General features: G+C 64.0%; 26 protein-coding genes and 1 other RNA gene. 15 read left to right on the top strand and 12 right to left on the bottom strand.

Features of this window, described 5'->3' with window-relative positions; all coding sequences use genetic code 11:
- Positions 1-2: 2 nt before the first annotated feature.
- From P3C50_RS08375 to P3C50_RS08365, 3 genes are read right to left on the bottom strand one after another with little or no spacing between them, the layout of a single operon-like run.
- On the bottom strand, positions 3-1007 hold the full coding sequence (locus tag P3C50_RS08375; protein ID WP_275545645.1) for an ArsA family ATPase: 1005 nt from the start codon (positions 1005-1007) through the stop codon (positions 3-5).
- Positions 998-1267 (bottom strand): cory-CC-star protein, encoded by a 270-nt coding sequence (locus tag P3C50_RS08370; RefSeq protein ID WP_275545644.1) that lies wholly within the window; start codon positions 1265-1267, stop codon positions 998-1000. Before P3C50_RS08370 ends, P3C50_RS08375 begins: the two co-directional genes overlap by 10 nt.
- Complete coding sequence (locus tag P3C50_RS08365) at positions 1264-2946, bottom strand: carbon starvation protein A (RefSeq protein ID WP_275545643.1); 1683 nt, start codon at positions 2944-2946, stop codon at positions 1264-1266. Before P3C50_RS08365 ends, P3C50_RS08370 begins: the two co-directional genes overlap by 4 nt.
- A gap of 526 nt (positions 2947-3472) precedes the next feature.
- Between P3C50_RS08365 and P3C50_RS08360 the strand changes: the two genes are divergently transcribed.
- Complete coding sequence (locus P3C50_RS08360) at positions 3473-3631, top strand: DUF3309 family protein (protein ID WP_161865703.1); 159 nt, start codon at positions 3473-3475, stop codon at positions 3629-3631.
- Between the two features lie 107 nt (positions 3632-3738).
- Here the strand turns inward: P3C50_RS08360 and P3C50_RS08355 are convergent, their stop codons facing one another.
- Entirely contained in the window at positions 3739-4719 is a 981-nt protein-coding gene (locus P3C50_RS08355; RefSeq protein ID WP_275545642.1) for an NADPH:quinone oxidoreductase family protein, read from the bottom strand.
- Positions 4720-4874: 155 nt separating this feature from the next.
- Here P3C50_RS08355 and P3C50_RS08350 point away from each other — a divergent pair, with 155 nt between their 5' ends.
- Positions 4875-5279, top strand: a complete 405-nt coding sequence (locus tag P3C50_RS08350; protein WP_197859045.1) for a flagellar basal body-associated protein FliL — start codon at positions 4875-4877, stop codon at positions 5277-5279.
- Positions 5280-5343: 64 nt separating this feature from the next.
- Here the strand turns inward: P3C50_RS08350 and P3C50_RS08345 are convergent, their stop codons facing one another.
- Positions 5344-5793: an EVE domain-containing protein gene (locus tag P3C50_RS08345; protein WP_275545641.1), complete on the bottom strand. Its 450-nt coding sequence runs from the start codon at positions 5791-5793 to the stop codon at positions 5344-5346.
- Between the two features lie 194 nt (positions 5794-5987).
- Here P3C50_RS08345 and P3C50_RS08340 point away from each other — a divergent pair, with 194 nt between their 5' ends.
- Positions 5988-6119: a hypothetical protein gene (locus tag P3C50_RS08340; protein ID WP_269476145.1), complete on the top strand. Its 132-nt coding sequence runs from the start codon at positions 5988-5990 to the stop codon at positions 6117-6119.
- Between the two features lie 54 nt (positions 6120-6173).
- Here the strand turns inward: P3C50_RS08340 and P3C50_RS08335 are convergent, their stop codons facing one another.
- The 4 genes from P3C50_RS08335 to P3C50_RS08320 form a co-directional block, all read right to left on the bottom strand.
- Entirely contained in the window at positions 6174-6770 is a 597-nt protein-coding gene (locus tag P3C50_RS08335; RefSeq protein WP_275545640.1) for a 5-formyltetrahydrofolate cyclo-ligase, read from the bottom strand.
- 49 nt (positions 6771-6819) lie between these two features.
- Positions 6820-6998, bottom strand: a non-coding RNA gene (gene ssrS, locus P3C50_RS08330) — 6S RNA.
- A 67-nt stretch (positions 6999-7065) separates the two neighbouring features.
- Positions 7066-7371, bottom strand: a complete 306-nt coding sequence (locus tag P3C50_RS08325; protein ID WP_197859048.1) for a cell division protein ZapA — start codon at positions 7369-7371, stop codon at positions 7066-7068.
- Positions 7368-7577: a TIGR02449 family protein gene (locus P3C50_RS08320; RefSeq protein ID WP_197859049.1), complete on the bottom strand. Its 210-nt coding sequence runs from the start codon at positions 7575-7577 to the stop codon at positions 7368-7370. The genes P3C50_RS08325 and P3C50_RS08320 overlap by 4 nt, the downstream gene beginning before the upstream one ends.
- 192 nt (positions 7578-7769) lie before the next feature.
- On the opposite strand from P3C50_RS08320, the gene P3C50_RS08315 reads away from it, so the two are divergent.
- The 12 genes from P3C50_RS08315 to P3C50_RS08260 all read left to right on the top strand — a co-directional run bounded on the left by P3C50_RS08315 (position 7770) and on the right by P3C50_RS08260 (position 22883).
- Positions 7770-8324, top strand: a complete 555-nt coding sequence (locus tag P3C50_RS08315) for a YecA family protein (protein ID WP_275545639.1) — start codon at positions 7770-7772, stop codon at positions 8322-8324.
- A 19-nt stretch (positions 8325-8343) separates the two neighbouring features.
- Complete coding sequence (gene pepP, locus P3C50_RS08310; protein ID WP_275545638.1) at positions 8344-9678, top strand: Xaa-Pro aminopeptidase; 1335 nt, start codon at positions 8344-8346, stop codon at positions 9676-9678.
- Between the two features lie 4 nt (positions 9679-9682).
- Positions 9683-10867, top strand: coding sequence for a 2-octaprenyl-6-methoxyphenyl hydroxylase (ubiH, locus tag P3C50_RS08305; RefSeq protein WP_275545637.1), 1185 nt, complete (start codon positions 9683-9685; stop codon positions 10865-10867).
- A 218-nt stretch (positions 10868-11085) separates the two neighbouring features.
- Positions 11086-12303: a 2-octaprenyl-3-methyl-6-methoxy-1,4-benzoquinol hydroxylase gene (locus tag P3C50_RS08300; RefSeq protein WP_275545636.1), complete on the top strand. Its 1218-nt coding sequence runs from the start codon at positions 11086-11088 to the stop codon at positions 12301-12303.
- A 369-nt stretch (positions 12304-12672) separates the two neighbouring features.
- A complete protein-coding gene (locus P3C50_RS08295; protein ID WP_275545720.1) occupies positions 12673-13173 on the top strand; it encodes a sigma-70 family RNA polymerase sigma factor in 501 nt (166 codons plus the stop codon).
- Positions 13174-13175: 2 nt separating this feature from the next.
- A complete protein-coding gene (locus tag P3C50_RS08290; RefSeq protein WP_275545719.1) occupies positions 13176-14108 on the top strand; it encodes a FecR domain-containing protein in 933 nt (310 codons plus the stop codon).
- Positions 14109-14302: 194 nt separating this feature from the next.
- Positions 14303-16729: a TonB-dependent receptor gene (locus tag P3C50_RS08285; RefSeq protein WP_275545635.1), complete on the top strand. Its 2427-nt coding sequence runs from the start codon at positions 14303-14305 to the stop codon at positions 16727-16729.
- Positions 16730-16888: 159 nt separating this feature from the next.
- Positions 16889-17890, top strand: coding sequence for an extracellular solute-binding protein (locus P3C50_RS08280; protein ID WP_275545634.1), 1002 nt, complete (start codon positions 16889-16891; stop codon positions 17888-17890).
- Positions 17891-18126: 236 nt separating this feature from the next.
- A complete protein-coding gene (locus tag P3C50_RS08275; RefSeq protein ID WP_275545633.1) occupies positions 18127-19743 on the top strand; it encodes an ABC transporter permease in 1617 nt (538 codons plus the stop codon).
- A 314-nt stretch (positions 19744-20057) separates the two neighbouring features.
- Positions 20058-21155 (top strand): glycine cleavage system aminomethyltransferase GcvT, encoded by a 1098-nt coding sequence (gene gcvT, locus P3C50_RS08270; protein WP_275545632.1) that lies wholly within the window; start codon positions 20058-20060, stop codon positions 21153-21155.
- A gap of 94 nt (positions 21156-21249) precedes the next feature.
- On the top strand, positions 21250-21639 hold the full coding sequence (gcvH, locus tag P3C50_RS08265; RefSeq protein ID WP_161865714.1) for a glycine cleavage system protein GcvH: 390 nt from the start codon (positions 21250-21252) through the stop codon (positions 21637-21639).
- A 254-nt stretch (positions 21640-21893) separates the two neighbouring features.
- Positions 21894-22883 carry a cytochrome-c peroxidase gene (locus P3C50_RS08260; protein WP_275545631.1) on the top strand — a complete coding sequence of 330 codons (990 nt, stop codon included), beginning with the start codon at positions 21894-21896 and terminating at the stop codon, positions 22881-22883.
- On the opposite strand, the gene P3C50_RS08255 is transcribed toward P3C50_RS08260, so the two are convergent.
- From P3C50_RS08255 to aguB, 3 genes are all read right to left on the bottom strand, one after another.
- The gene (locus P3C50_RS08255) at positions 22884-24203 is read right to left on the bottom strand and encodes a methyl-accepting chemotaxis protein (RefSeq protein WP_275545630.1); all 1320 of its coding nucleotides are present in this window, start codon (positions 24201-24203) and stop codon (positions 22884-22886) included.
- Positions 24204-24288: 85 nt separating this feature from the next.
- Positions 24289-25395, bottom strand: a complete 1107-nt coding sequence (gene aguA / locus P3C50_RS08250; RefSeq protein ID WP_275545629.1) for an agmatine deiminase — start codon at positions 25393-25395, stop codon at positions 24289-24291.
- A gap of 70 nt (positions 25396-25465) precedes the next feature.
- A complete protein-coding gene (gene aguB, locus P3C50_RS08245) occupies positions 25466-26347 on the bottom strand; it encodes an N-carbamoylputrescine amidase (RefSeq protein WP_275545628.1) in 882 nt (293 codons plus the stop codon).
- Between the last annotated feature and the right edge of the window lie 21 nt (positions 26348-26368).

Raw genomic sequence — 26368 nt, 5'->3', positions numbered from 1 at the left:
GCTTATCCCGTGTCGGCTTCGGTCAGCTGCCCGGCAAAGGCTTGCAGCGCTGGTAGCCCCTGCACATCGGCCGCGAGCAGCGGAAGCTGCTGCACCGGCAGATGGCCCAGGGCCTGGCGCAACTCGTCCAGGTAGCGTTCCTCCTGCTCACGGCGCTCGGCCAGAAAGGCACCGGCATCGGCTGGCGAGCGCTTGTTGATCACCAGGCCTGCGACGTTCACCCCACTGCGCTGCAACTGACCATGCAGTTCGATGCTCTCCAGCACCGGCAGGCGCTCGGCTGCCAGCACGATGACGAAGGCGCAGCGTTCGGCATCGCCAAGCACTTCGCGCAACTGGCTGAAACGATGCCGACGGCGATCCAGCAGTCGGCGTACCTGGCTGTCGCGATCATCCGGCGAATCGCCTGGCTCGCGGCCCAGCAGCGACTCGCCAAAGCCGCGGTCGTCGCCACCCAGGTTGCGCAACACTGCGCCAAAGCCGGCACTGCGCTCACGGCGACGCATCAGGCCTTCGGTCCAGGCTGACATCATCTCCGGCAGTGCCATCAGGCGTGCGGTATGCCCCGAAGGGGCGGTGTCGAAAACCACCAGGTCATAGTCGTGCAGGCCGCTGTCGACCGTTTCGGCGATGCGCTCCAGCAATGCGGCCTCGTGCATGCCCGGCGCGTCGCGCGACAGGCTCATGTGCCTGTCCACTTCGCCGGCCAGGTGCGCGGGCATCAGCTTGCGCAGCGCGGCGCCCACCTCGTTCAGGTGCTGCTCGACACTGGCCTGCGGGTCCAGCTCCATGCCATCGAGACCGTCGGCCAGCGCCACCGGGCGCGGGCCGACTGATTGGCCCCAGAGGTGACCCAGGTTGTGCGCGGGGTCGGTGGACACCAACAGCACGCGGCGTCCGCTGCGGGCCTGGGCCAGTGCGGTCGCCGCCGATACGGTGGTCTTGCCGACGCCGCCCTTGCCGCCGATGAACAGCACGCGGCGTTTTTCAGCCAGTTCTAGCAGCATCCGATGTGATCCAGTGGTGAGCGCTCCATGCCCATGCGTCGATGCCACTCGTGAAAGCGCTCGTACAGCACCGGCATCAGTTCCAAGGTGTAATAGGCCGCCGGGTTGGGCACGCCGAGGGTTTCGCTGAACACCAGCAGCATGAACAGATCGTCCTCGTCGCGCCGGGCGCGGGCGAAGGTTCGCCGGTACGGCGCGACGTAGAATTCGCGCAGCCCGGCGGATACCCGTTGCAGCAATGGCGCCTGGCGCTCGCTCACTCGCGTGCCTCGCCCTGCGCGTCAGCCTCGACTGGGTCGCGACCCTGGCGCATGGCGATGAACGATTCCAGGGTCACCCACAGCGCGGCGATCAGGATCACCACGTCCATGCCCAGCAGCAGCCAGTTTTCGGCGCGGTAGAACTGGCCCATCTGCACCAGCAGGGCGAAGATCGACATCGCCAGCAGGAACACCAGCGGCACCAGGGTGTAGATCGCCGGGCGGCCCTTCTTGATCAGGATCACGGTGATGATCGCCAGAGTCAGGCCGGCCAACAGCTGGTTGGTGGTGCCGAACAGCGGCCAGATGATCATGCCACCGCTGCCATCGGCGCCGGCGCCGAAGGCCAGGGTCATGCACACGCCCACGGCCAGCACGGTACCGACCAGGGTGTTGACCTTGATTCCGGCCAGCTCGCCGGCTTCCTGGATGACGAAGCGCTGCAGGCGCAGGCCGGTATCCATGGTGGTGCCGGCGAACAGGATGGCCATCACCGCCAGGATGGTCGCGCCGAGATCCGCCGGCAGGCCCAGGCCGTTGGCCAGCAGGCTACCGCCGCCGGCCACGAAGGCGTTGACGCCGCCGGTGCCGAATGCGGTGTACACCGCCTGCCAGTCCACCAGGGTGGCGAAGCCGGCGGTGCAGCAGATGATCGCTGCCAGCGACAGCATGCCTTCGCCTACTGCACCGAAGTAGCCAACGAAGCGCGCGTCGGTTTCCTTGTCCAGCTGCTTGGAGGTGGTACCCGAGGCGACCAGACCGTGGAAGCCAGAGATGGCGCCACAGGCGATGGTCACGAACAGCAGCGGCACGATGCTCGGGGTGTTGGCCGGCAGTGCATCGTTGAACGCGGGGGCGACGATTTCCGGTGCGCCGAACAGCACCGCCGTGTACAGCAGGCCGAGGCCGACGAACAGCTGCAGGCCGTTGATGTAGTCGCGCGGCTGCAGCAGCACCCATACCGGCAGCAGCGAGGCGATGGCCGCGTAGGCGAACAGCAGCAGGATCCACACCGACTTGGCCGACAGGCCCAGCACGGTTTCCGGCAGCACCACCGGCACCGCGTTACCCAGCAGGATCAGCGCATAGAGCACTGCCACGCCAATGATCGACGGCCACAGCAGACCGACCTTGTAGCGATAGATCGCCTGGCCGATGAGCAGTGCCACGATGATCGCGCCCCATACCGGGATCACCGAGGTCGGCGTCGACACCAGCAGGTTGGAGATGACCGCAGCGAAGGCGCCATTGACCATCAGCAGCACCAGGAAGATCACTACCAGGAACAGGCTGCGTCCGCGTGCGCCGATCAGCTTCCCGCTGAGCATGCCGATCGACTGGCCGCGATTGCGCGCGCTGGCCCACAGGGCGCCGAAGTCATGTACGCCGGCGAAGAAGATGGTGCCCAGCGTCACCCACAGGAAGGCCGGCACCCAGCCCCAGATCACGGCGATCGCCGGCCCGACGATGGGCGCAGCGCCCGCCACCGAGGTGAAGTGATGGCCCCACAGCACGAAGCGATTGGTCGGCACGTAGTCGACCCCATCGCCCATGGTATGGGCTGGCGTGCGGTAGTTGGGATCGAGGCGGTAGATCCGCTCGGCGATGAACTTCGAGTAGAACAGATAGCCCAGCGACATGGCGCTCAGACCGACCAGCATCAGCAGGATAGAACTCATCGTTGCGTTCCTTCGACTGCGCCCCGCTTTCGGGCATGCGCGCATGCCAGCCGCGGAATCTGGCCCGCGCGTCAGAGCAGGCAGGGCGTCATTTTTTATCAAGCGGCCCCAGGCCGCACGCACGCTCAACGGCGCAGCCCGAACTTACCGGCACAAGCCGCTGGGGTAAACCCTGAATTGCCCGCCAGGGCGCTGACGGCGCAGCGAAGGACGCTAATGGCATGACCATACCCAAGCGTTTCGTGAACGGTATCGGCTGATGGCGGCTTGGCTCATGGCGCTGCGCATATCCATCGCGCGCCGCTGCAAAGCAGGCCTGCCCGGCGCTCGCTGATGCAAAAGTTGGCACTTTCCGCTGCGCTGCCTGGTCGTAAAAGGTGAGGGAAGGGCAATGTGCCGAAGGCACCGCCAGACGCCAGCTTCACCGCAGCGTCATGCCCTGCATCCGAACGGCAGCCTGAACCGGGTAGCCGTTTCCAGGCGTGCCGCGTCATGTGGTCCGCCATCGACATGCGAGGAGATCGTCATGGGCTTGGGAACCATACTGCTGATCATTCTGATCCTGTTGCTGATCGGTGCCATTCCGGCGTGGCCGCATAGCCGCAGCTGGGGCTACGGGCCTACCGGAGGTCTGGGGCTGGTGCTGGTGATCGTACTGGTACTGCTACTGCTGGGTTACATATAAGCCTGCGTCGGCGACGCGGGCGCTGAACCGTCAGCGATCCGTGGTCACTGACGGTGAGCGTCGGGGCGGCAGCTTTGCAGTTCGTTGTGCCAGCCGCCCCACGTGCCTCAACGAACCTGCACCACCACCTTGCCCACGGCCTTGCGTTGACCAAGGGCATCGATCGCCTCGCCACCACGCTCCAGCGGGAAGGTCTGTGATACCAGCGGCTTGAGTTTGCCTTCGGCATGCCAGGCGAACAGTTGCTGGAAGTTGTCGGCGTTGTCCTGCGGCTGGCGCTGGGCGAACGAGCCCCAGAACACGCCGACCAGGGAGGCGCCCTTGAGCAGCGGCAGATTGGCCGGCAGGGCCGGGATGCCGCCGCCGGCAGCGAACCCCACCACCAGGAAGCGACCATTCCAGGCGATGCTGCGGAAGGCTTCTTCGAACAGCGCGCCCCCAACCGGATCGTAGATCACGTCCACGCCCTGGCCACCGGTAAGCTTCTTCACTTCGTCCTTAAGGCTCTGCTCGCTGTAGTTGATCAGCTCGTCGGCGCCGGCATTGCGCGCGACTTCCAGCTTCTCGGCGCTACTCGCAGCGGCGATCACCTTCGCGCCCATGGCCTTACCGATTTCCACTGCAGCGAGGCCGACGCCACCGGAGGCGCCGAGCACCAGCAAGGTTTCACCCGGTTGCAGATTGGCCCGCTGTTTTAGGGCGTGCATCGAGGTGCCATAGGTCATGCCAAAGGCCGCTGCTGTGGTCAGGTCCATGCTCTTGGGCACCGGCAGCACGTTGTAGGCCGGCACCGCGACCTCTTCGGCGAAGCCGCCCCAGCCGGTCAGTGCCATGACCCGGTCACCGGCGCGCAGGTGGCTGACCTTCTCGCCGACGGCCTTGACCACGCCCGCTACCTCACCACCCGGCGAGAAAGGGAAGGGCGGTTTGAACTGGTACTTGCCTTCGATGATCAGCGTGTCGGGGAAGTTGACCCCGGCAGCCTGCACCTCTATCAGCACCTCGTTCTTTTTCAGTTCGGGGCTTGGCAGGTCTTCCAGTACCAGGGTGTCGGCGGGGCCGAAGGCTTTGCACAGCAGGGCTTTCATGCAGGTCATTCCTCTTGCAGGGTGCCTTGCAGTGTAGAAAGCGCCCGCCGAGGGTCAACGAGCATGCCGCAGCCTGATAGGCCGGCATAAGCGCCGGGCTTGGGTGCAGGCCTGTGGATGGCTATGCTAGGCACATCCCCGATGGAGTGCCGAACGTGAAACTGTTGACCGCCCTGCTGCTGAGCCTGTCGATCTGTCTGCCTGCCCTGGCCTCTTCGGAGAAGAAAGAAGAGGCGCCGACGACGCTCTACTACAACCTGACGCCAGCCTTGATCGGCAATCTGGCCGACCAGGGCAACCGCCTCAAGTTTTTCAAGGCCGATGTGTCGCTGCGCGTGACCGGCACCGAGGCCGAGGAGAAGCTCAAACAGCATGAGCCGCTTATCCGTCATCAGATGGTGATGCTGTTCTCGGCGCAAACCAGCGAGACCATCAACGCGCCCGATGGCCGCGAGACCCTGCGTCAGCAGGCACTCAAGCAGGTGCAGGATGCGATCAATGGCGAAGAAGGCAAGCCCATCGTCGAGGATCTGCTGTTCAACAACCTGATCATTCAGTAGCCAGGCGCTTCGGCACCGATCCGGTGCCGGCAGTCGGCGCAAGCAGCATGTCCCGCATCGCTGTTCAACGCATGGCGAGAATCGCCTTCCATTCGGCTTCGCCAACCGGCATCACCGACAGGCGACTGCCGCGTTGCACCAGGGCCAGGTCGGCCAGCAGCGGGTTGTTCTTCAGGTGCTGCAGCGCCAGCACCTCGTCGAAAGCTTCGACGAGTTCCACGTCCAGGGCGCTCCAGGGATTCTTCTCGGCACTGGCCTTGGGGTCGTGATAGTGGCTTTGCGGGTCCAGCGCGGTTGGGTCCGGGTAGACCTCGCCGGCAATGCGCGCGATGCCGGCAATGCCCGGTTGCGGGCAACTGGAGTGGTAGAAGAAGAACAGATCGCCCGGTTTCATCGCGCGCATGAAGTTGCGCGCCTGGTAATTGCGCACGCCGTCCCAGCGGGTTTTGCCCAGGCGTTGCAGGTCGAGAATGGACAATTCATCGGGTTCGGACTTCATCAGCCAATGAGGCATGAACTTTGCTCCTGCAGGTCTGTCCGTAGGCGGACGCTCGTTTGAGAGAAGTCTCCGACGGCCGGTTGGCGTCGGAAATTGCACCGCGACTTGCGCTGGCGGAAAATGCTCGGCTAAACGCCTGGCGCCGTCATGTTGCATACAACAATAACGCGCGACCAACGCGCGCATTGCCTTGAAGGGGGAGGCAATAAATGAAACGCAAGCCAGATCTTTTGTGGGTTCTCGTCGTACTGTTCAGCCTGGGCGTGGTTACCACGGGTTACACCCAGAGCCTGTGGGAGCGCCAGAGCGAAGCTTCCATCAATGTAACGCAGCAGCCCTGATTCGCGGACTGCCAGCGTAAGCGCCGCAGGGAATGCGGCGCCGCATCGCTCGAATCAATACCACGCCCTGTCCGTCACCGTTGCCTGCAAGGGCACATCCCAACTGGCCATCGCCAGTTCGTCCACTCGCTGACATTCATGCGCCAAGCCCAATAGCGTCGGCATGTGCCAATTTTTGCGCCTGTGCAGATAGGCCAGGCTGCGGTCGTAGAAGCCGCCGCCCATGCCCAGGCGCCCGCCGCGATCATCGAAGCCCACCAGCGGCAGCAGCACCAGGTCCAGTGCCCAGACCTTGCGCTGGCGTTTCGCTTGCGGGCGCGGTTCGAGGATACGGAAGCGGTTGCCCGACAGTTTCTCGTGCCGGCTCACGTGCTGGAACACCATCTTGGTGCGTGGCCAGGCGCTGAGTACCGGCAGGTAGGTGCGTTTGCCACGTTTCTGTGCGGCAGCCAGCAGCGGCCTGGGATCAATTTCGCCGTCATTGGGCAGATACAGGGCGATATGCCGGGCGCGGCGAAACTGCGGGCTCTGCACCAATTGGCGATACAGGCTGCGTGCGGCAGTGCGTTGCTGGCTGCGGCTGAGTGCGCGACGGCGCTGGCGCAGCACGCGACGAAGTTGCGGGCGGCTGAGTGGCGCGGACATGGTCATGGGATAAGGATGGAGCGAGACAGGTAGCTGCAGCTACCGGGGGAAATGATGACTTCCCAGCGTGCCGCTGTCGGTTTAGCCCTTGAACCCGAAAGTTCAAGGTGGAGGTTGCAGGAGGCGTTAAGGCTTTCCGTCAGGCGGACATGCACACCGGCCCCAACGTGCAACCCCCGTGGTTGTGCGTATCGGCTCAGGGACATCACCGACTGGCGCACACCCCAGGAAGTTGCGCCCAGTATACCCGAATAGACGGCTTGCGGGGCGGCCTGCGACGAACAGGCGGACATGCCGGAGCTCAGGACGCCGAGTCGTCGGTCAGCGCCTGGTCGACGCGGTCGAGCAGGTCGCGCACCTGCTGGCGGGTGGAACTGGCGTCCTGATCCAGGCGCTGCTGTTTGTGCAGCAGGTCGTGGGTGATGTTCAGCGCGGCCATCACGGCCACGCGGTCGGCACCGATCACCTTGCCGCTGGTGCGGATCTCGCGCATCTTGCCGTCCAGGTAGCGGGCGGCGCTTTCCAGGTTGGCGCGTTCATCCTGCGGGCAGGCGATGCAATATTCTTTGTCCAGAATGTGGACGGTTACGGTGTTCGACTGGGTCATGAGTCCTGCTCCAGGGCTTTGAGGCGCGAAATCATCGATTCGACCTTGTGCCGGGCCATTTCGTTCTTTTCGATCAGATGGGCGCGTTCCTCGCGCCAGGCCTGTTCATTCGCCAGCAGGAGTCGGTTGTGAGCCTTCAGCTGCTCGACACGCTGGATCAGCAACTCCAGCTTGGCGGTCAATGCGTGCAGTTCGGCGTCTTCCATGGGCTCTCGCTATGGGGAGGGAATGGCTGGACTATATAGGCCTGTCCCGGTTTCGGGTCAAACCCAGATGGCAGTGGTGTGATGCAGATGACGGCATCACCCCGGCGGCCTCGGATGGTCTTGGCGCGCCTGCCGGTGCTAGGATACGAGGCCTCCATTCTAGAGATTGCGCCGTCTGGCGCCTAGCTATCTATGTCGATTCCAAGCTCTCCCTACGCCGCCTTCGCCGCTTTGTTGAACAGCGCCGGGCATTCCGTTTCCCCAGCCGAACTGCACGGCCTGCTGCTCGGTCGCAGTTGCGCGGGTGCCGGCTTCGACGCCGATGCCTGGCTGGTCGACGCCACCGAGCTGCTCGGCGACGAGCCGCAGGACAACGTGCGCCAGGCGCTGATCGGTCTGCAGGAAATGGTCAAGGGTGAGCTGTGCAGCGAGGACGTCACCGTGGTCCTGCTGTTGCCGGATGACGATACCCCGCTGGCGCAGCGCGCAGCCGCTCTGGGGCAGTGGTGTCAGGGCTTTCTCGGCGGCTTCGGCCTGACGGCCCGCGATGGCGCACTGAGCGCCGAGGCCATGGAAGTGTTGCAGGATCTCTCCGCCATCGCCCAGGTGCAGAGCGCCCTGGAAGAATCCGAAGATGGCGAGAGCGATTACATGGAGGTGATGGAGTACCTGCGTGTGGCGCCCCTGCTGCTGTTCGCCGAATGCGCCAAGCCCGAGGCGCCTGCCGCCAAACCCTCCCTGCACTGATTGTCCGCCGGAGCCTGCCTTGATCAGCATCCCCAAGTCCGAATATGCCCGTCGGCGCAAGGCGCTGATGGCGCAGATGGAACCCAACAGCATCGCCATCCTGCCGGCGGCGCCGATGTACATCCGCAACCGCGACGTGGAGCACGTCTACCGCCAGGACAGCGACTTCCAGTACCTCACCGGCTTCCCCGAGCCGGAGGCGGTGATGGCGCTGATCCCCGGGCGTGAGCATGGCGAGTACGTGCTGTTCTGCCGCGAGCGTGATCCCGAGCGAGAGCTGTGGGACGGCTTGCGCGCCGGCCAGGACGGTGCGATCAGCAAGTTCGGCGCCGACGATGCGTTCCCCATTGGCGATATCGACGACATTCTCCCCGGGCTGATCGAAGGCCGCGAACGCGTCTACTACGCCATCGGCTTCAATCAGGAGTTCGACCATCGGCTGATGGAGTGGGTCAAGCACATCCGCGCCAAGGCGCGTCAGGGCGCCACGCCGCCGAACGAGTTCGTCGCCCTCGATCATCTGCTGCACGACATGCGCCTGTACAAATCGGCCGCCGAGGTGAAGGTGATGAAGGAGGCCGCCGAGATCAGTGCGCGCGCCCATGTGCGGGCCATGCAGGCAAGCCGTGCCGGTCTGTACGAATACCATCTGGAAGCCGAGCTGGATTACGAATTCCGCAAGGGCGGGGCGAAGATGCCGGCCTACGGCAGCATCGTCGCCGCCGGCAGGAACGCCTGCATCCTGCACTACCGCGAGAACGATGCGCCGCTCAAGGACGGCGATCTGGTACTGATCGACGCCGGCTGCGAGATCGACTGCTACGCCAGCGACATCACCCGTACCTTCCCCGTCAGCGGCAAGTTCTCCCCCGAGCAGAAGGCGATCTACGAGCTGGTGTTGGCCTCGCAGGAGGCGGCCTTCAAGGAGATCGCTCCGGGCAAACACTGGAACGAAGCCCACGAGGCCACCGTGCGCGTGATCACCGCCGGGCTGGTGGAGCTGGGGCTGCTAAGCGGCGATGTCGACGAGCTGATCGCCAGTGAGGCCTACAAGCCTTTCTATATGCACCGCGCCGGCCACTGGCTGGGCATGGATGTGCACGATGTCGGCGACTACAAGGTTGGCGGTGAATGGCGAGTGCTGGAGCCGGGCATGGCGATGACCGTCGAGCCGGGCATCTATATCGCCGCCGACAACGACAAGGTCGCCAAGAAATGGCGCGGCATCGGCGTGCGCATCGAGGATGACGTGGTGGTGACCAAAAAGGGCTGCGAGATTCTCACCGGCGGCGTGCCCAAGACCGTCGCCGAGATCGAGGCACTGATGGCTGCCGCGCGCACCGAGGCGGCCTGAGCCCATGTCCCGTGTGAACCTGGCGATCATCGGTGGTGGTCTGGTGGGCGCCAGCCTGGCGCTGGCCCTGCAGGACACTGCGCGTCAGCGCGGCTGGCGCATCGCCCTGATCGAGCCCTTCGCCCCGGGCAGCGAATACCAGCCCAGCTATGATGCCCGCTCCACCGCGCTCTCCTACGGCAGCCGGCTGATCTACGAGCGCCTCGGCCTGTGGCAGAGCATCGCTCAGCGGGCCGAGCCGATTCAGCAGATTCATGTGTCCGACCGCGGCCGCTTCGGCGCCACGCGTCTGCAGGCCATCGAGGAAGGCGTCCCGGCGCTCGGCTACGTGGTGGAGAACGCCTGGATCGGCCATTGCCTGTGGCAGGCGCTGGATCAGGATGTGATCGAATGGCGTTGCCCGGCCGAAGTGGTCGGCATGCAGCGTCTCGATGACGGTTACCGCCTGACCCTGAACGATGAAACCTGCCTTGACTGCGATCTGGCGATTCTTGCCGATGGCGGGCGTTCCGGCTTGCGTGAGCAGCTCGGTATCGGCGTTAGCATCAAGCCCTACGGGCAGAGTGCGCTGATCGCCAACGTCAGCCCGCTGGAGGCGCATCGCGGTCAGGCTTTCGAGCGTTTCACCGATGACGGCCCGATGGCCATGCTGCCGTTGGAAGGCAATCGTTGCGCATTGGTCTGGACGCGTACCAACGCCGATGCCGAGCGCTTGCTGCGGGTCAGCGAAACAGACTTTCTCGGGGAATTGCAGCAGGCCTTCGGTTACCGACTGGGCGCCTTGCAGCAGGTCGGCGCGCGGCATCTTTATCCGCTCAATCTGGTCGAGGCGCAGGAGCAGGTGCGGGCGCATCTGGTGGTGCTGGGCAATGCCGCGCACAGCCTGCACCCCATCGCCGGCCAGGGTTACAACCTGTCGCTGCGCGATACGCTGGCGCTGGCTGAAGTGCTGATCGGCAGCGAAGCGCCACTGGGTGATTTCGCCACGCTGCAGCGCTACCGGCAGCGCCAGCAGCTCGATCAACAAATGACCGTCGGCTTCTCGGACCAGGTAACGCGTCTGTTCAGCAACGCGCAACCACTGCTGACCGCAGGTCGCAACCTCGGCTTGCTGGGCCTAGACCTGCTGCCGCCGGCCAAGCGCTGGTTCGCTCGCCAGGCCATGGGCATGGGAACCCGCAGCCTGTGACAGCCAGGTGGCAGCGGTTCGTGAGCATGGTCGCCCTTATCGAGAACAAGGCAACCGACTGATTCAGTGGTGAACCAATTACTGTGGGAGCGGACTTGTCCGCGAGTTTTTATCTGGAAACGTTCGCGGACAAGTCCGCTCCCACCTATGTTTGCGAACAGGCAGCGCGTCGTCTGGACTGCGGGGCCGCTCCTACAGCGAAACACTAAGGAATGGATATGCGCGCGGATCTGATCATCGTCGGTGCCGGTATGGTCGGCAGCACCCTGGCCCTGGCGCTCGAGCACAGCGGCCTGGACATCCTGATCGTCGATGGCAGCCCACTCAGCGTTTCGCCGTTCGCTGCGCAGGCGCCGTTCGAGCCGCGCGTCAGTGCGCTGTCGATGGCCAGCCAGCGCATTCTCGAACGCCTGGGCGCCTGGCCAGGCATCGCCGCCCGGCGTGCCTGCCCCTATGGCGAGATGCGCGTGTGGGACGGCTCCGGTACCGGCAGCATCCACTTCTCTGCCGCCAGCGTGCATGCCGAGACGCTCGGGCATATCGTCGAGAATCGGGTGGTGCAGGACGCTCTGCTCGAACGCTTGCATGACAGCCAGATCGGCCTGCTGCCCGGCGCACGGCTGGAGCAGTTGCGCCGCAGTGGTGACGACTGGCTGCTGACCCTCACCGATGGTCGCCAGCTGCGCGGGCCATTGCTGGTGGCCGCAGATGGCGCCAACTCCGCAGTGCGCCGTCTGGCCGGCTGCGCCACCCGTGAATGGGATTATCTGCATCACGCCATCGTCACCAGCGTGCGTTGCGAGCGCCCGCACCAGGCCACCGCCTGGCAGCGCTTCACCGACGATGGCCCGCTGGCCTTCCTGCCGCTGGCGGGGCCAGCCGGCGAGCACTGGTGCTCGATCGTCTGGTCCACCGTGCCGGACGAGGCCGAGCGCCTGATGGCGCTGGAAGATGAAGCCTTCTGCGCCGAGCTGAGCAAGGCCTTCGAACATCGCCTCGGCAAGGTGCTGCACGCCGACCGCCGGCTGTGCATCCCGCTGCGCCAGCGTCATGCCAAACGATATGTGGAACCGGGGCTGGCGCTGATCGGCGATGCTGCGCACACCATCCATCCGCTGGCGGGGCAGGGCGTCAACCTGGGCTTGCTCGACGCCGCGGTGCTCGCCGAGGTGTTGCAGCATGCCGGCGAGCGTGGCGAGAGCCTGAGCGAGGAGCGGGTGCTGAGCCGTTTCGAGCGTCGGCGCATGCCGCACAATCTGGCGATGATGGCGGCGATGGAAGGCTTCCAGCGCCTGTTCCAGGCCGACCCGCTGCCGTTGCGCCTGCTGCGCAACGTTGGTCTCGATCTGGTCGATGGCCAGGCCGAAGCCAAGGCGCTGTTCGTGCGCCAGGCGCTGGGTTTGTCTGGCGACCTGCCGGAGTTGGCGCGGGCCTGAGGCGTTAGCGGGAATGGGGCGCTGCTGGCCATGGCTCCATTTGGCCAGCGAGATGACTGCCCGAATTTCCCGCCATGGCCATTCGCGGACAAGTCCGCTCCCACGGTTCAGCGTTGCCTAGTCGCAGAGCGCTCCGTGTGGGAGCGGGCTTGTCCGCGATCTTTTGGCTGTCGATACCTGCAACGCACGGCAAGCTGAGCGTCCCTACCCCACGATCGATTTTCTAGCTATGACGCCATCCTGGCTCGGCAGTATGAACGGGAGCGTAAGCGAGCACTGATAGCAGAGCGGTCCGTATCGTCACTTGCACGGATTGCCATGTCTGTAGAGAATGAGACAGATTATCATTTGCCTCGTTCGGCCTACGACATGACCGCTCCGGATTCTCGCGCCCTGCATCTTCTCTACACCGAGCACAACAGCTGGTTGCAGGGCTGGTTGCGCAGCAGGCTCGGTAACTCCAGCGATGCTGCTGACCTGGCGCAGGACACCTTCATGCGTGTGTTGGTGGCGCGCAACGTGGCAGCCATTAGAGAACCGCGCTCCTACCTCAGCTCCATCGCCCGTGCGCTGCTGATCGACCGCTTCCGCCGTCGCGCGGTTGAGGATGCCTACCTGGCTGCACTGGCAGCGCGTCCCGAGCCGCTGGATATTTCCCCGGAAACTCGCCTGAGCATCCTCGAAACACTGACCGCCATCGACAGTATGCTCGATGGGCTGGGCGAGCGTACTCGGCGTATTTTCCTCGCCGTGCAGCTGGAGGGGCTGAGCTATGTTGCGGTCAGTGAGCGCCTGGGGGTTTCGGTGACGACAGTGAAGAATCACCTGATACGCGCCATGACCCACTTCCTGCTGTTGGTCGAAGATTGAGTGTGCTCGACCGCCAGGTGCTAGAAGCCGCTGCCACCTGGTATGTACAGCTTAACGGCGCCCCACCCAGTGAGGCCGAATGTCAGGCCTGGCGCGCCTGGGTCGAGCAGCATCCCGCACACGCCGCGGCATGGGCACGGGTAGAGAAACTGCAGCAGCAACTGGGCAGCGTGCCGCAGGACGTTGCCCTGCCGACTCTGGCCGGCGTGCGTGCCCGCCGCCGCGCCGTGCTCAAGACACTGACGATACTGCTTGCTGCTGGCGGCCTGGGAGTCGCCGCTCGCGAGCCTGCGCAAGGTTGGATGGCCGAGCACCGTACCGCAAAAGGGGAGCGCCGAACGTTACGTCTGGTCGATGGCAGTCGACTGGACCTGAACACCGACAGCGCGGTGGATCTGGCTTTTGGCAGCGAGCTGCGCGAAGTGCTGTTGCGCCACGGTGAAATCCTCGTTGAAACGTCAGCGGATACGGCACGACGGCCGTTTATCGTCCATCTGCCGCAGGGCAGCGTGCGGGCACTGGGTTCGCGTTTCAGCGTACGCAGTGAAGGTGGACGGGCGCGGGTGGCTGTGTTCGAACATGCGGTGGAGGTGCGCCCGCAGCACTGGCAGGGCGTGCCGCGTCGCCTAGAAGCCGGACAGACGCTGAGCTTTGACGCGCAAGACATGGGCGCGCCGCAGCTGTTGGCAGCGGGTGAGGGCGCCTGGCGTCAGGGCATGCTCAGTGTGGTCAATGAGCGTCTGGCGGATGTCGTCGCCGAGCTGGCGCGTTATCGGCTTGGCTATCTGCAATGCGCGGCGGAAGTGGCCGACATGCGCCTGTCCGGCGCATTCTCCGTCGACGATACCGAGCTGGCGCTGGAGAACCTCAGCGCCTCGCTGCCAGTGCGCGTGCGTTACCTGACTCGTTACTGGGCACGTGTCGAACCCGTTTGACTGTTCATATCCTGTGGGGAGGGGCTTTAGCCGCGACTGGCGAGTAACAGCTCGCCGCTAAAGCGCCTCCTACAAAATGCGACGAACGATAAAATTTTCACTTATGGGTTGCCGATTTTCATTCTCATCCGGCCAAGCAGGTGAAGTGGCGTTTCCAGCCGCATGTCTGCCCCGCCAACGATAAGGAAAACCGCATGCCCCGATTCACTCCCGCCGCCCGGCCGCTGCTGCGCGCCGTGCAACTGGCCCTGTTCGGTCTGCCCCTGGCGCCGCTCGTTTTGCTGTCCGCTCCGGCTTATGCGCAGGAGCAGGGTGCTTTCGAATACAACATCGCTGCCGGCCCGCTCGATGCTGCACTGAGCCAGTTCGCTACGGCAGCCGGTGTGACGCTGTCGTTCGCCAGCACGCAGGTCAGCGGCTTGCAATCGCCGGGCTTGCAGGGGCGTTATGGTGTCGAGGAGGGATTGGTCTATCTGCTCGCCGGTAGTGGCTTGCAGGCGCAGCGCCAGGCCAATGGTGGCTATGTGCTGGTGAGTGCGGTGCCTGCCGGAGCTGTGGAACTGACGCTGATGACCATTTCCGGCAAGGCGCCTGGCTCGACTACCGAGGGCACCGGCTCCTATACCACCGAGTCCTCCAGTAGCTCGACGCGCCTCAATCTGTCGCTCAAGGAGACGCCGCAATCCGTCACCGTGCTGACTCGCCAGCGCATGGAAGATCAGAAACTCGACAACATCACCGATGCGCTGGACGCTACCACGGGAATCACGGTGATCCGGGAAAGCCTGGGGGCTGACAGCACCGTTTATCTGTCGCGCGGTTTTCCGGTTAACAACTTCGAGATCGATGGCGTACCGACCTCGTCGCGTATGGATAACTACACCCAGAATACGGCGATGTACGACCGTGTAGAGATCGTGCGCGGCGCCACTGGCCTGATCAGTGGCCTGGGCAATCCTTCGGCGACCATCAATCTGATTCGCAAGCGACCCTCCATCGAGCCTCGGGTACAGCTTTCGACCGAGGCTGGCAGTTGGGATCGTTACGGTCTGGGCGTGGACGTTGGTGGTGCGCTGAATGAAAACGGCACGGTACGGGCGCGTTTGGTGCTCGACCACAAGGACCAGCATGCCTGGCTGGATCGCTTCAGCCAGGAGGTGACCACTGGCTATGGGATAAGCGAGTTCGACCTGTCGGATGCGACGCTGCTGACGCTGGGCTTCAGCCATCAGGTCACTCATAGCACGGCGCCGATGCGTACCGGTTTTCCGTTGTTCACCACCGACGGTGGGCTTACGGACATCAAGCGCTCTTTTAATACGGCACCAGATTGGAGCTACTACGACCGCCAGCAGAGCACGCTCTTCACGTCGATCGAGCAACACTTCGGCGACAACTGGAGCGCCAAGCTGGAATACAGCTTCATGCGTAACGACTACGACACTGTAGTCACCTACATGGACGGTGAGATCGATGCAGCGACCGGTGAAGGCGCTTACATCATGCCGACGCGCTGGCAGGCCAAGCCCGAGCAGCACAACCTCGACGGTTATCTGACCGGTTCCTTCTCGCTATTCGGGCGCGAGCACGAGCTGATCAGCGGCGTCACGCTGTCGCGTCTCGAGGAGCGCGGCACGCCGAACTACGGCGGCTGGCAGACCTCCTGGGCAGGCTTCAGTGGCGATATCGACAATATCTACGCCTGGGACGGCAATATCCCCAAGCCGACTTTCACCAAGCGCGGCGATAGCGACCTGACCGAAACTCAGAACGCGGCTTACTTGGCGTCCCGCTGGCGATTGAGCGATCGCGCCAGCCTGATTCTCGGCTCTCGTGTGGTGGATTGGCAGCGTGACAGCGAGAGTCGGATCTACGGCGGGGCGACTACCAAAACCCGTCGTACCGAGACTGGCATCGTCATTCCCTACGCCGGCTTCGTCTATGACCTCAACGACGTATGGACGGCATATGCCAGCTATACGCAGATCTTCAACCCGCAATCGGCTTCGGTGCGTGATGTCAACGGCTCGCCGCTCGATCCGCTGGAGGGCACCGGCTATGAACTGGGTTTGAAGGCCGATTTCTACGACGGGCGCCTCAATACCAGCCTGGCGCTATTCAAGGTCGAGCAGGACAACCTGGCAGTTGCCGACGGTAACCGACTGCAGCCCAATGGTTTCCAGGCTTACCGGCTGGAAAGCGGCACCACCAGCGAAGGTGTGGAACTGGAAATCAATGGTGAGGTCAGCGAGGGCTGGCAGCTCACCGGAGGCTATTCCTACAGCGTCAGCCGCAACTCCGATGATCGCCGCATCGTTACCGAGATTCCGCGTAACAGCGTGAAGATCTTCACCACCTATCGTCTGTCCGGGGCTTTGGACAAGCTCACTGTCGGTGGTGGGGTGAACTGGCAGAGCCGGGTCGGTTACGACCTCAGCTATGCCACCACGCAAAGCAGTTATGCACTGGTTGGCTTGATGGCGCGCTATCAGCTCACGCCCGAGCTATCGGCCGCGGTGAACGTCAACAACCTGTTCGACAAGGAGTACTACACCACCACAGCGGCAGGGCTGTACGGTGCTCCGCGCAATTTCATGACCTCTCTTAAATACAGCTTCTGAAGCGTGTCGTGAGTTGGCGCCTTTCACCGGGCGCTGGCTCGCAGCAGTTGTTTCAGCTTCTGAAACAACTGCTGACTTTTATGGCTGCTTTTACATTGAGAAGGCAAATAGCATTCACTAGTATTCAGCCACTTTGCTTATCCACAAGAGGCTGGTCCCATGAAGGCTCGCAACGCGCTGCTCGCTGCATTCACCCTCAGTACCCTGGCAACTGCCGTCCAGGCCGCCGACGAGGTGGTGGTCTACTCGTCGCGCATCGATGAACTGATCAAGCCGGTGTTCGATGCCTACACCGCCAAGACCGGGGTGCAGGTCAAGTTCATCACCGACAAGGAAGCGCCGCTGATGCAGCGGATCAAGGCCGAGGGCGAGAACGCCGTAGCCGACATGCTGATCACCGTCGATGCCGGCAACCTCTGGCAGGCCGAGCAGATGGGCATCCTGCAGCCGACCCAGTCCGATGTGATCAAGGCCAACATCCCCGCCCAGTATCGCTCCAGCACCGACAGCTGGACCGGCCTGTCGCTGCGTGCGCGGACCATCTTCTACTCCACCGAGCGCGTCAAGCCGGAAGAACTGTCCACCTACGAGGCGCTGGCCGACAAGAACTGGGAAGGCCGTCTGTGCCTGCGCACCAGCAAGAAGGTCTACAACCAGTCGCTGACCGCCACCCTGATCGAAACCCACGGCGCCGAGAAGACCGAGGAACTCATCAAGGGCTGGGTCAACAACCTGGCCACCGACGTGTTCCCGGACGACACCGCGCTGCTGCAGGCCATTGATGCCGGCCAGTGCGATGTGGGCATCACCAACACCTACTACTACGGCCGCCTGCACAAGGAGCAGCCGGACCTGAAGGTCAAGCCCTTCTGGCCGAACCAGAACGACCGTGGCGTGCACGTCAACCTGGCCGGTGCCGGTGTGACCAAGCATGCACCGCACGCCGAGCAGGCCAAGAAGCTGCTGGAGTGGATGACCACCCCGGAAGCGCAAAGCATCTTCGCTGGCGTCAACCAGGAGTTCCCGGCCAACCCGGCGGTCGCTCCGTCTGACGAAGTGGCCGCCTGGGGTACCTTCAAGGCTGACTCCATCGCCACCGAAGTGGCGGGCAAGCGCCAGGCCGAAGCGACCATGCTGATGGATCGCGCCGGCTGGCAGTAAGACCGTATCTGCTTGATCGTGCCCACGCTCCGGCATGGGTACGTCGCCAGTGACGCACCGCGTCACGCCTGCCGGCTTCTGACGCTGGAGCGTCGAGAGCTGCATTCCCACGCGGAGCGCGGGAACGATCATCGATAGCTCGCGAGATCGTACCTTCAGTGGTTCACGCCGCTGCCGTTATACTGCGACGCCCCGCCTAGCCGGGGCGTTGTCTTTTCCGGAATCGAGGAATCCGCGTGCCGCATCCCGTCCAGCGTCGCTGGTATCCCATCGTCCTTGCCGTCGCCGCCCTGGTGCTGATGCCGCTGTCGGTCTTGCTGCTGAGCTGGCATGAGGTCGACCAGCAGATCTGGACGCACTTGTGGCAGACGCAGATGGCGCGGCTGATCGGCAACACGCTGACCCTGGTGCTTGGTGTTGGTGTGGGCGTGACGCTGCTGGGCGTCAGCCTGGCCTGGCTAACCAGTCTCTGCGAATTCCCCGGTCGGCGCTGGCTGGACTGGGCATTGATGCTGCCTTTCGCCATTCCCGCCTACGTGCTGGCGTTCGTCTTCGTCGGCCTGCTGGATTTCGCCGGTCCGGTGCAGACGCTGCTGCGTGAGTGGTTCGGCAGCGGCCTGCGTCTGCCGCGGGTACGCTCCACTGGCGGGGTGATCATCGTGCTGGTGCTGGTGTTCTACCCCTACGTCTACCTGCTCGCCCGTGGCGCCTTCCTGGCTCAGGGCAAGGGCCTGATGGAGGCGGCGCGGGTGCTCGGGCAGAGCCCCTGGCAAGCCTTCTGGCGCGTGGCGTTGCCGATGGCGCGCCCGGCCATCGGTGCCGGTCTGGCGCTGGCGATCATGGAAACGCTGGCCGACTTCGGCGCGGTATCGGTGTTCAACTTCGATACCTTCACCACGGCGATTTACAAGACCTGGTACAGCTTCTATAGCCTGACCAGCGCGACCCAGCTGGCCAGCCTGCTGCTGCTGGCCGTGGCTCTGGTGCTCTACGGCGAGCGTCGCGCGCGCGGCGCAGCGCGGCCGGCCAACGAACGCCCGCGCGGCAAGGCGCTGTATCACCTGCAGGGCTGGAAGGCCTTCGCCGCCAGCGCCTGGTGCGGCCTGGTGTTCGCCTGTGCCTTCGTCATTCCGCTGCTGCAGTTGCTGGTCTGGTTCTGGCAGCGCGGTCGCTTCGATCTCGACGAGCGCTACGCCGGGCTGATCCTGCATACCCTCTACCTGGGCGGTATCGCTGCGCTGATCACGGTCAGCGTGGCCATGCTGCTGGCCTTTGCCCGTCGCCAGGCGCCGACTCGCGGCGTGCGCGTCGGTGTGGCGCTGGGCAATCTGGGCTATGCCTTGCCGGGTTCGGTGCTGGCGGTGGCGATCATGCTGGCGTTCAGCTTTCTCGATCGCGAGCTGGTGATTCCGCTATCCAGTGCATTGGGTGGCGCCGGCAAGCCGCTGCTGTTGGGCAGCCTGTCGGCGCTGCTGGTGGCCTATCTGATCCGCTTCATGGCGGTGGCCTACGGGCCGCTGGAAACCAGCTTGGCGCGCATCCGCCCGTCGCTGCCGGAGGCCTCGCGCAGTCTTGGTGTTGGCGGCTTCGGCCTGTTCTTCAAGGTCTACCTGCCGCTGCTGCTGCCGGGCACCCTGTCGGCCGCGCTGCTGGTGTTCGTCGACGTGCTCAAGGAGATGCCGGCGACCCTGCTGATGCGTCCGTTCGGCTGGGACACCCTGTCGGTGCGCGTATTCGAAATGACCAGCGAAGGCGAATGGGCACGCGCTGCGTTGCCGGCCCTGACCCTGGTGCTGGTCGGCCTGTTGCCAGTGATTCTGCTGATCCGCCGCTCGGCTCGCAGTTTCGGTTGAAAGCCTCTGGTTCCGGCTCTGGACTGACACAGATCAAGGCTAGGAGCACTGCGCGACCTTTGGTCAGATGACCCCCGCAGACCTTGCGGCTACAATGCGCGCCATTCGCGAGTCGGGGTAACCCGGCAAGATTCATCTAGAAGCGTTGCCGAGGCCGCCAGTGCAAGGCGCGGGCAAGCGAGAAACGCCCGGGGTCGCGCCCGACTGTGCTTTTGCACATGAGCATTTCGAGCTTGCCTGTAACGCAGCAATGGCAACGCAGGTAGCTTCTAGGGGTCTGAATCGCTTCGCCAAGCCCGGAAGGAGATTTACCCATGGGACAGCGCACCCCCCTCTATGATCTGCACGTGGCGCTGGGGGCCAAGATGGTGGACTTCGGCGGCTGGGACATGCCGCTGCACTACGGTTCGCAAGTGGAGGAGCATCATCAGGTGCGCCGCGACTGCGGCGTGTTCGACGTCTCGCACATGTGCGTGGTGGACCTGAGCGGCAGCCAGGCGCAAGCCTACCTGCAGCGTCTGCTGGCCAACGACGTGGCTCGTCTGCAAAGCCCGGGTAAGGCGCTGTACAGCGCGATGCTCAACGAGCAGGGCGGGGTGATCGACGATCTGATCGTTTACCTCACCGGCTCTTCTTCCCAGGAGCAGGGCTACCGCCTGGTGGTCAACGCCGGTACCCGTGACAAGGACCTGGCGTGGATGCACGCCCAGGCTGGCGACTTCGATGTACAGCTGCGCGAGCGTCGCGATCTGGCCATGCTCGCCATTCAGGGGCCGAAGGCCCGGGCGCGGGTCTCCGAGCTGCTGACCCAGGCGCGTGCGGCGCTGATCCACGAACTCAAGCCGTTCCAGGGCCTGCCCGAGGGCGACTGGTTCATCGCCCGTACCGGTTATACCGGCGAAGATGGCCTGGAGATCGTGCTGCCGGTGGCCGAGGCGGTGTCCTTCCTCAACGAGCTGGTCGGGGCGGGTATTTCGCCTATCGGCCTAGGCGCCCGCGACACCCTGCGCCTTGAGGCGGGCATGAACCTCTACGGCCAGGACATGGACGAGCAGGTCAGCCCGCTGGCGGCCAACATGGCCTGGACCATCGCCTGGGAGCCAGCCGCGCGTGACTTCATCGGCCGCCCGGCGCTGGAGGCGCAACGCGCCGCCGGTTGCCCGAGCAAACTGGTGGGCCTGGTGCTGGAAGAGCGTGGCGTGCTGCGCGCGCATCAGGTCGTGCGCGTCGAAGGCCTCGGCGAGGGTGAGATCACCAGTGGCAGCTTCTCGCCGACGCTGAACAAATCCATCGCTCTGGCACGGGTGCCGTCACAGACCGGGGATCGGGCCGAGGTGGAGATTCGCGGCAAGTGGTACCCGGTACGGGTAGTCAAGCCGAGCTTCGTGCGTCACGGCAAAACGCTAATTTGAATGATCGGGCCGCGGCGCTGGCTTTCCCTTCTGCCGCGGCCTGCTAAATTGTCCTGACGGCCCGCTTGCCGTCATCGCTTACGAGGAAAGACACATGAGCAATATCCCCGCCGATCTGCGTTATGCCGCCAGCCATGAGTGGGCTCGTCTGGAAGCTGACGGTAGCGTGACCGTGGGCATTTCCGACCACGCCCAGGAAGCCCTTGGCGACGTGGTGTTCATCGAGCTGCCGGAAGTCGGCAAGCAACTGAACGCTGGCCAGGAAGCTGGTGTGGTGGAGTCGGTCAAGGCTGCATCCGATATCTACGCGCCGGTTGGCGGCGAGGTGATCGCGATCAACGAAGCGCTGGCCGACAGCCCGGAAAGCGTCAACAGCGACCCCTACGGCAGCTGGTTCTTCAAACTCAAGCCGAGCGATGCCGGCGAGCTGGACAAGCTGCTGGACGCCGCGGCTTATGAGGCTGCCGCGGACGCCGACGCCTGATCGGCGCGATGTTGAAAGAACCCGCTGCGGCGGGTTTTTTCGTTCTTGCGGCAAGGCTAGATCCGCCGGCTGCAGGCTCCGCGAGCGCAGCGGTGCGCCGAAACGCGCCTTGCCAGGCGGACCTGCTAAATGAAATGAAACAAATCGAATAAGCCGGAAGCATGGGCGACTTGATGCAGATCAAGCCGCACCGGGTTGGCGCTGGGCATGGTCGAGGCATAACCAGATCAGCCAATACCTGAGGAGATACCCACATGCGCACTCTGAGCCTGATGGCCGGGTTGTGCCTGGGCGCCAGCGCCTGGGCCACCGTACCAGCCGACGAACCCGTCCAGCCCATCGCCCCCGCCGAGATCACCGATCCGGCCAAGGTGGAACTCGGCAAGCAATTGTTCTTCGACCCGCGCCTGTCGCGCTCGGGGTTCATTTCCTGCAACTCCTGCCACAACCTGTCGATGGGCGGCAGCGACAACCTGCCCAGCTCCATCGGCCATGCCTGGCAGCAGGGGCCGATCAACTCGCCCACCGTGCTCAACTCCAGCCTCAACCTGGCGCAGTTCTGGGATGGCCGCGCCGCCGACCTCAAGGAGCAGGCCGCCGGGCCCATCGCCAACCCGATGGAAATGGCCTTCACCCACATTCTCGCCCTCGACGTGCTGCGCTCGATCCCGCAGTACCGGGAGTCGTTCAAGGCCGTGTACAAGCACGACGAGATCACCCTCGACGAAGTGACCGATGCCATCGCCGAGTTCGAGAAGACCCTGGTCACGCCCAACTCCCGCTTCGACCTGTGGCTCAAGGGCGATGCCAACGCCATCACCCAGACCGAGCGGGAGGGCTACGAGCTGTTCAAGTCCATTGGCTGCGTGGCCTGCCATAACGGCCCGGCGCTGGGTGGCAACTCATTCCAGAAGATGGGCCTGGTCGAGCCCTATGAAACCAGCAACCCGGCCGAAGGCGTGGCCGGCCTGACCGGCAAGGATGCCGACCGCTTCAAGTTCAAGGTGCCGACCCTGCGCAACGTCGAGCTGACCTATCCCTACTTCCACGACGGTGCCTACTGGAAGCTGGAGGAGTCGGTGGACATCATGGCGCGCCTGCAGCTCGGGCGTAAGCTGAGCGAAGGCGAGATCGGCAAGATCACCGCCTTCCTCAAGACCCTGACGGGCGAGCAGCCGAGCTTCGCCCTGCCGATCCTGCCGCCGTCGAACAACGATACGCCGCGGCCACAGCCGTTCGACTGATCAGTTGTCTTCCAGCGCCTCGGCGAACTGGCGCACGGCATCGACCACCTGCCGTGCGCCCCTCTGGATCTGCTCGATGACATCGCCGGCCTGGTTGACCAGGCCCACACCCTGATCGACCTTGTGCTGGCTCGATTGCATGTTGTTCACCGCGTCTTGCGCCAGGTCGTGGTTGCGCTTGACCACCTCGACGATTTCCACCGTCGCCTGCGCGGTACGCGCTGCCAGGCTGCGCACTTCATCGGCGACCACGGCAAAGCCGCGGCCCTGTTCGCCTGCCCGCGCCGCTTCGATGGCCGCGTTGAGGGCGAGCAGGTTGGTTTGTTCGGCGATGCCGCGGATGGTCTGCACGATGCTGCTGATCGTCTCCGACTGCTGGCTGACTGCGCTGATGCCCTCGGCGGCCCGGGACAATTCGTCGGCAATGCCGCGCACCACCGCCACCGTCTCGCTGATCACCTGGGCGCCATGCCGGGCACTGTCGTCGGTACGCTGGGATACCTCGTAGGCGAGCTTGGCGGCATCGGACTCGGTTTGTTGCTGGTGGACCTGGGCGGTGATGTCACGCGCGAACTTCACCACTTTGTAGAGGTTGCCGCTGGCATCGAAGACCGGGTTGTAAGTCGCACTGAGCCAGACGATATCGCCGTGGCGGTTGATTCTCTGGTAACGACCCGAGAAGAACTCGCCACTGTTGAGTCGCTCCCAGAAGCTCCGGTAAGCCGCTGACTCCGCCTCCTCGCGCGTACAGAACATGCGGTGATGCTTGCCACGAATCTCATCGAGGCGATAACCCATGGTCTGCTCGAAGTTCTCGTTGGCTTCCAGCACCTCACCCTTGAGGTTGAAGGCAATGACCGCCATGGAACGGCTGATGGCCTGCACCATGCTGTTCTGTTCCTGCTCACGAGTGACCTGGGCGGTAATGTCGGTAGCCAGCTTGAGCACGCCTTCGACACGACCGTCTGCGCCCCGGATCGGGTTGTAGCTGGCTTCCAGCCAGACTTCCCGACCCTGTTTGTTGCGGCGGCGGAAGCGTTCGCGGATGTACTCGCCCGCGGCCAGGCGTTGCCAGAAGCGACGGTACTCGGCGCTGGCCTGGTACTCGGGAAAGCAGAACATGCTGTGGTGTTTGCCGATGATCTCTTCCAGCCGATAGCCCATGGTGGCCAGAAGATTGTCGTTGGCACTGACGATGGTGCCGTCAGGTTTGAACTCGATCATGGCCGTCGAGCGATCGACGGCAGCCAACCTCGCGAGGGCGGACTGCAACTGCTGATGAGAGGCTTCCAGGTCGCGTTTGAGGGCTTTATTGAACATGGCATGCTCTTCGAGGTAACGGGCTGCTCCCAACCAAGCCTATCGGCTCGGTCAGGATCAACTTGAAGCCCTCTCAGAACAATTTTCAGCCGTTTTGCGGCGCCGGTTGTTGCTGAGTGATGCAATGGATATTGCCGCCACCGAGGAGAATCTCGCGGCCGGGCACCATCACCACACGATGCTCGGGGAACACGCGCTGCAGGATGGCGCGGGCTTCCTCGTCCTTCGGATCATCGAAGCTCGGCGCGACGATGCCGCCGTTGACGATCAGGAAGTTGACGTAGGAGCCGGCCAGGCGCACCTCGGGGCTGCGCTCCTGGCTGCCATCGACGATGTCGACGCCGGCGCATTCTTCGACAGTGGCGTGGAGCGGGCCGGGGATCGGCATCTTGTGCACGGTCAGCTGGCGGCCCTTGGCATCGCGAACGCTCTCCAGCACGCGCATGGCGGCCTGGCAACGCGGATAGTTGGGATCGTTCGCATCCTCGGTCCAGGCCAGCAGCACCTCGCCGGGGCGCACGTAGCAGCAGAAGTTGTCGACGTGGCCGTCGGTCTCGTCGTTGTACAGGCCGTCCGGCAGCCAGATCACCGTATCGATGGCCAGGTGCCCGCGCAGCACCGCCTCGATCTCTTCGCGCGACAGGTGCGGGTTGCGGTTCTTGTTCAGCAGGCACTCTTCGGTGGTGATCAGGGTGCCTTCGCCGTCGACATGGATCGAACCGCCTTCGAGGACGAAACCCTCGGTGCGGTAGCGCTTGCAGCCTTCGATCTCGAGAATCTTGCGCGCCACCTGGTCGTCACGCAGCCAGGGCGAGTACAGGCCGCCATCGAAGCCGCCCCAGGCGTTGAAGGCCCAGTCCACGCCGCGCACTTCGCCGCTGGCGTTGGTGACGAAGGTCGGCCCGGTATCGCGGACCCAGGCGTCATCGGTGGTGATTTCCACCAGGCGAATGTTGTCGTCGTCCAGACGCGCGCGGGCGTTTTCGTATTGCGCGGCGGAGGCGCAGACGGTTACCGGCTCGAACTGGGCGATGGCCTTGGCCACGGCGGTGAAGGCGGCCTGCGCCGGTTTGCCGCCGTTACGCCAGTTGTCCGGGCGCTCGGGCCAGACCATCCAGGTCTTGCTGTGCGGTGCCCACTCGGCGGGCATATGGAAACCATCGGCGCGTGGTGTGGTGTTGAGGGTGGTCATGTTTCACCTGTAGCCCGGATGCAATCCGGGGAGTCGTGAGAAAAAGCCCCGGATTGCATCCGGGCTACGTTCATTCGGATGGGGTTTCGCCATCGAGCGTGGAAAGTGGCCAGTATAGGTTCGGCCGGCGGTCGCGGAACACACCCCAGGCGCTGCGCGTCTTCTCCAGCGCGTCCAGATCGAAGGCGTGCACCAGGATGCCCTCTTCGGTCTGGTTCAGCTCCTTGACCTTCTCGCCATATTGGTCAGCGATGAACGAGCTGCCATAGAAGGTGATGGCGTAGCCGTCCTGTTCTTCGCGGCCGATGCGGTTGCTGGCCACCAGCGGCATCAGGTTGGCCCCGGCATGCCCCTGCTGCACGCGCTGCCAGTGTTCGCGCGAGCTGATGCTGGCGTCGTGAGGCTCACTGCCGATGGCGGTGGGGTAGAAGAGAATTTCCGCACCCATCAGCGCCATGCTACGCGCGCACTCCGGGAACCACTGGTCCCAGCAAATGCCCACGCCGATACGTGCATAGGCGGTATCCCAGACCTTGAAGCCGGTATCGCCCGGATTGAAGTAGTACTTCTCGTGATATCCAGGGCCGTCGGGGATATGGCTTTTCCGATAAATCCCGAGATTCGTGCCGTCGGCATCGATGATGGCGATGCTGTTGAATCGCGCGCGGCCGGCGCGCTCGAAGAAGCTGATCGGTAGCACCACCTTCAGCTCTGCAGCGACTTTGCGAAAATGCGCGATGGCGAGGTTTTCCTCGACCGTGGTGGCCAGCTGGATGTAATCGGCGTTGGGCTTCTGGCAGAAGTAGGGCGTCTCGAACAGCTCCTGGATCAGAATGATCTGCGCGCCCTGAGCGGCTGCCTGGCGCACCAGCTGTTCGGCGTTGGCCATATTCGCGGCGGTATCCCAGGAGCAGGCCATCTGGGTCGCGGCAACGGTAACGATACGGGACATAAGGCACCTCGTAGCAGGAGT

The sequence above is a fragment of the Pseudomonas sp. Marseille-Q0931 genome (assembly GCF_940789645.1).
Lineage (GTDB): Bacteria > Pseudomonadota > Gammaproteobacteria > Pseudomonadales > Pseudomonadaceae > Aquipseudomonas.
The sequence above is the reverse complement of the archived record's forward strand: the minus strand, read 5'-3'. Positions and strand labels throughout refer to the sequence as shown.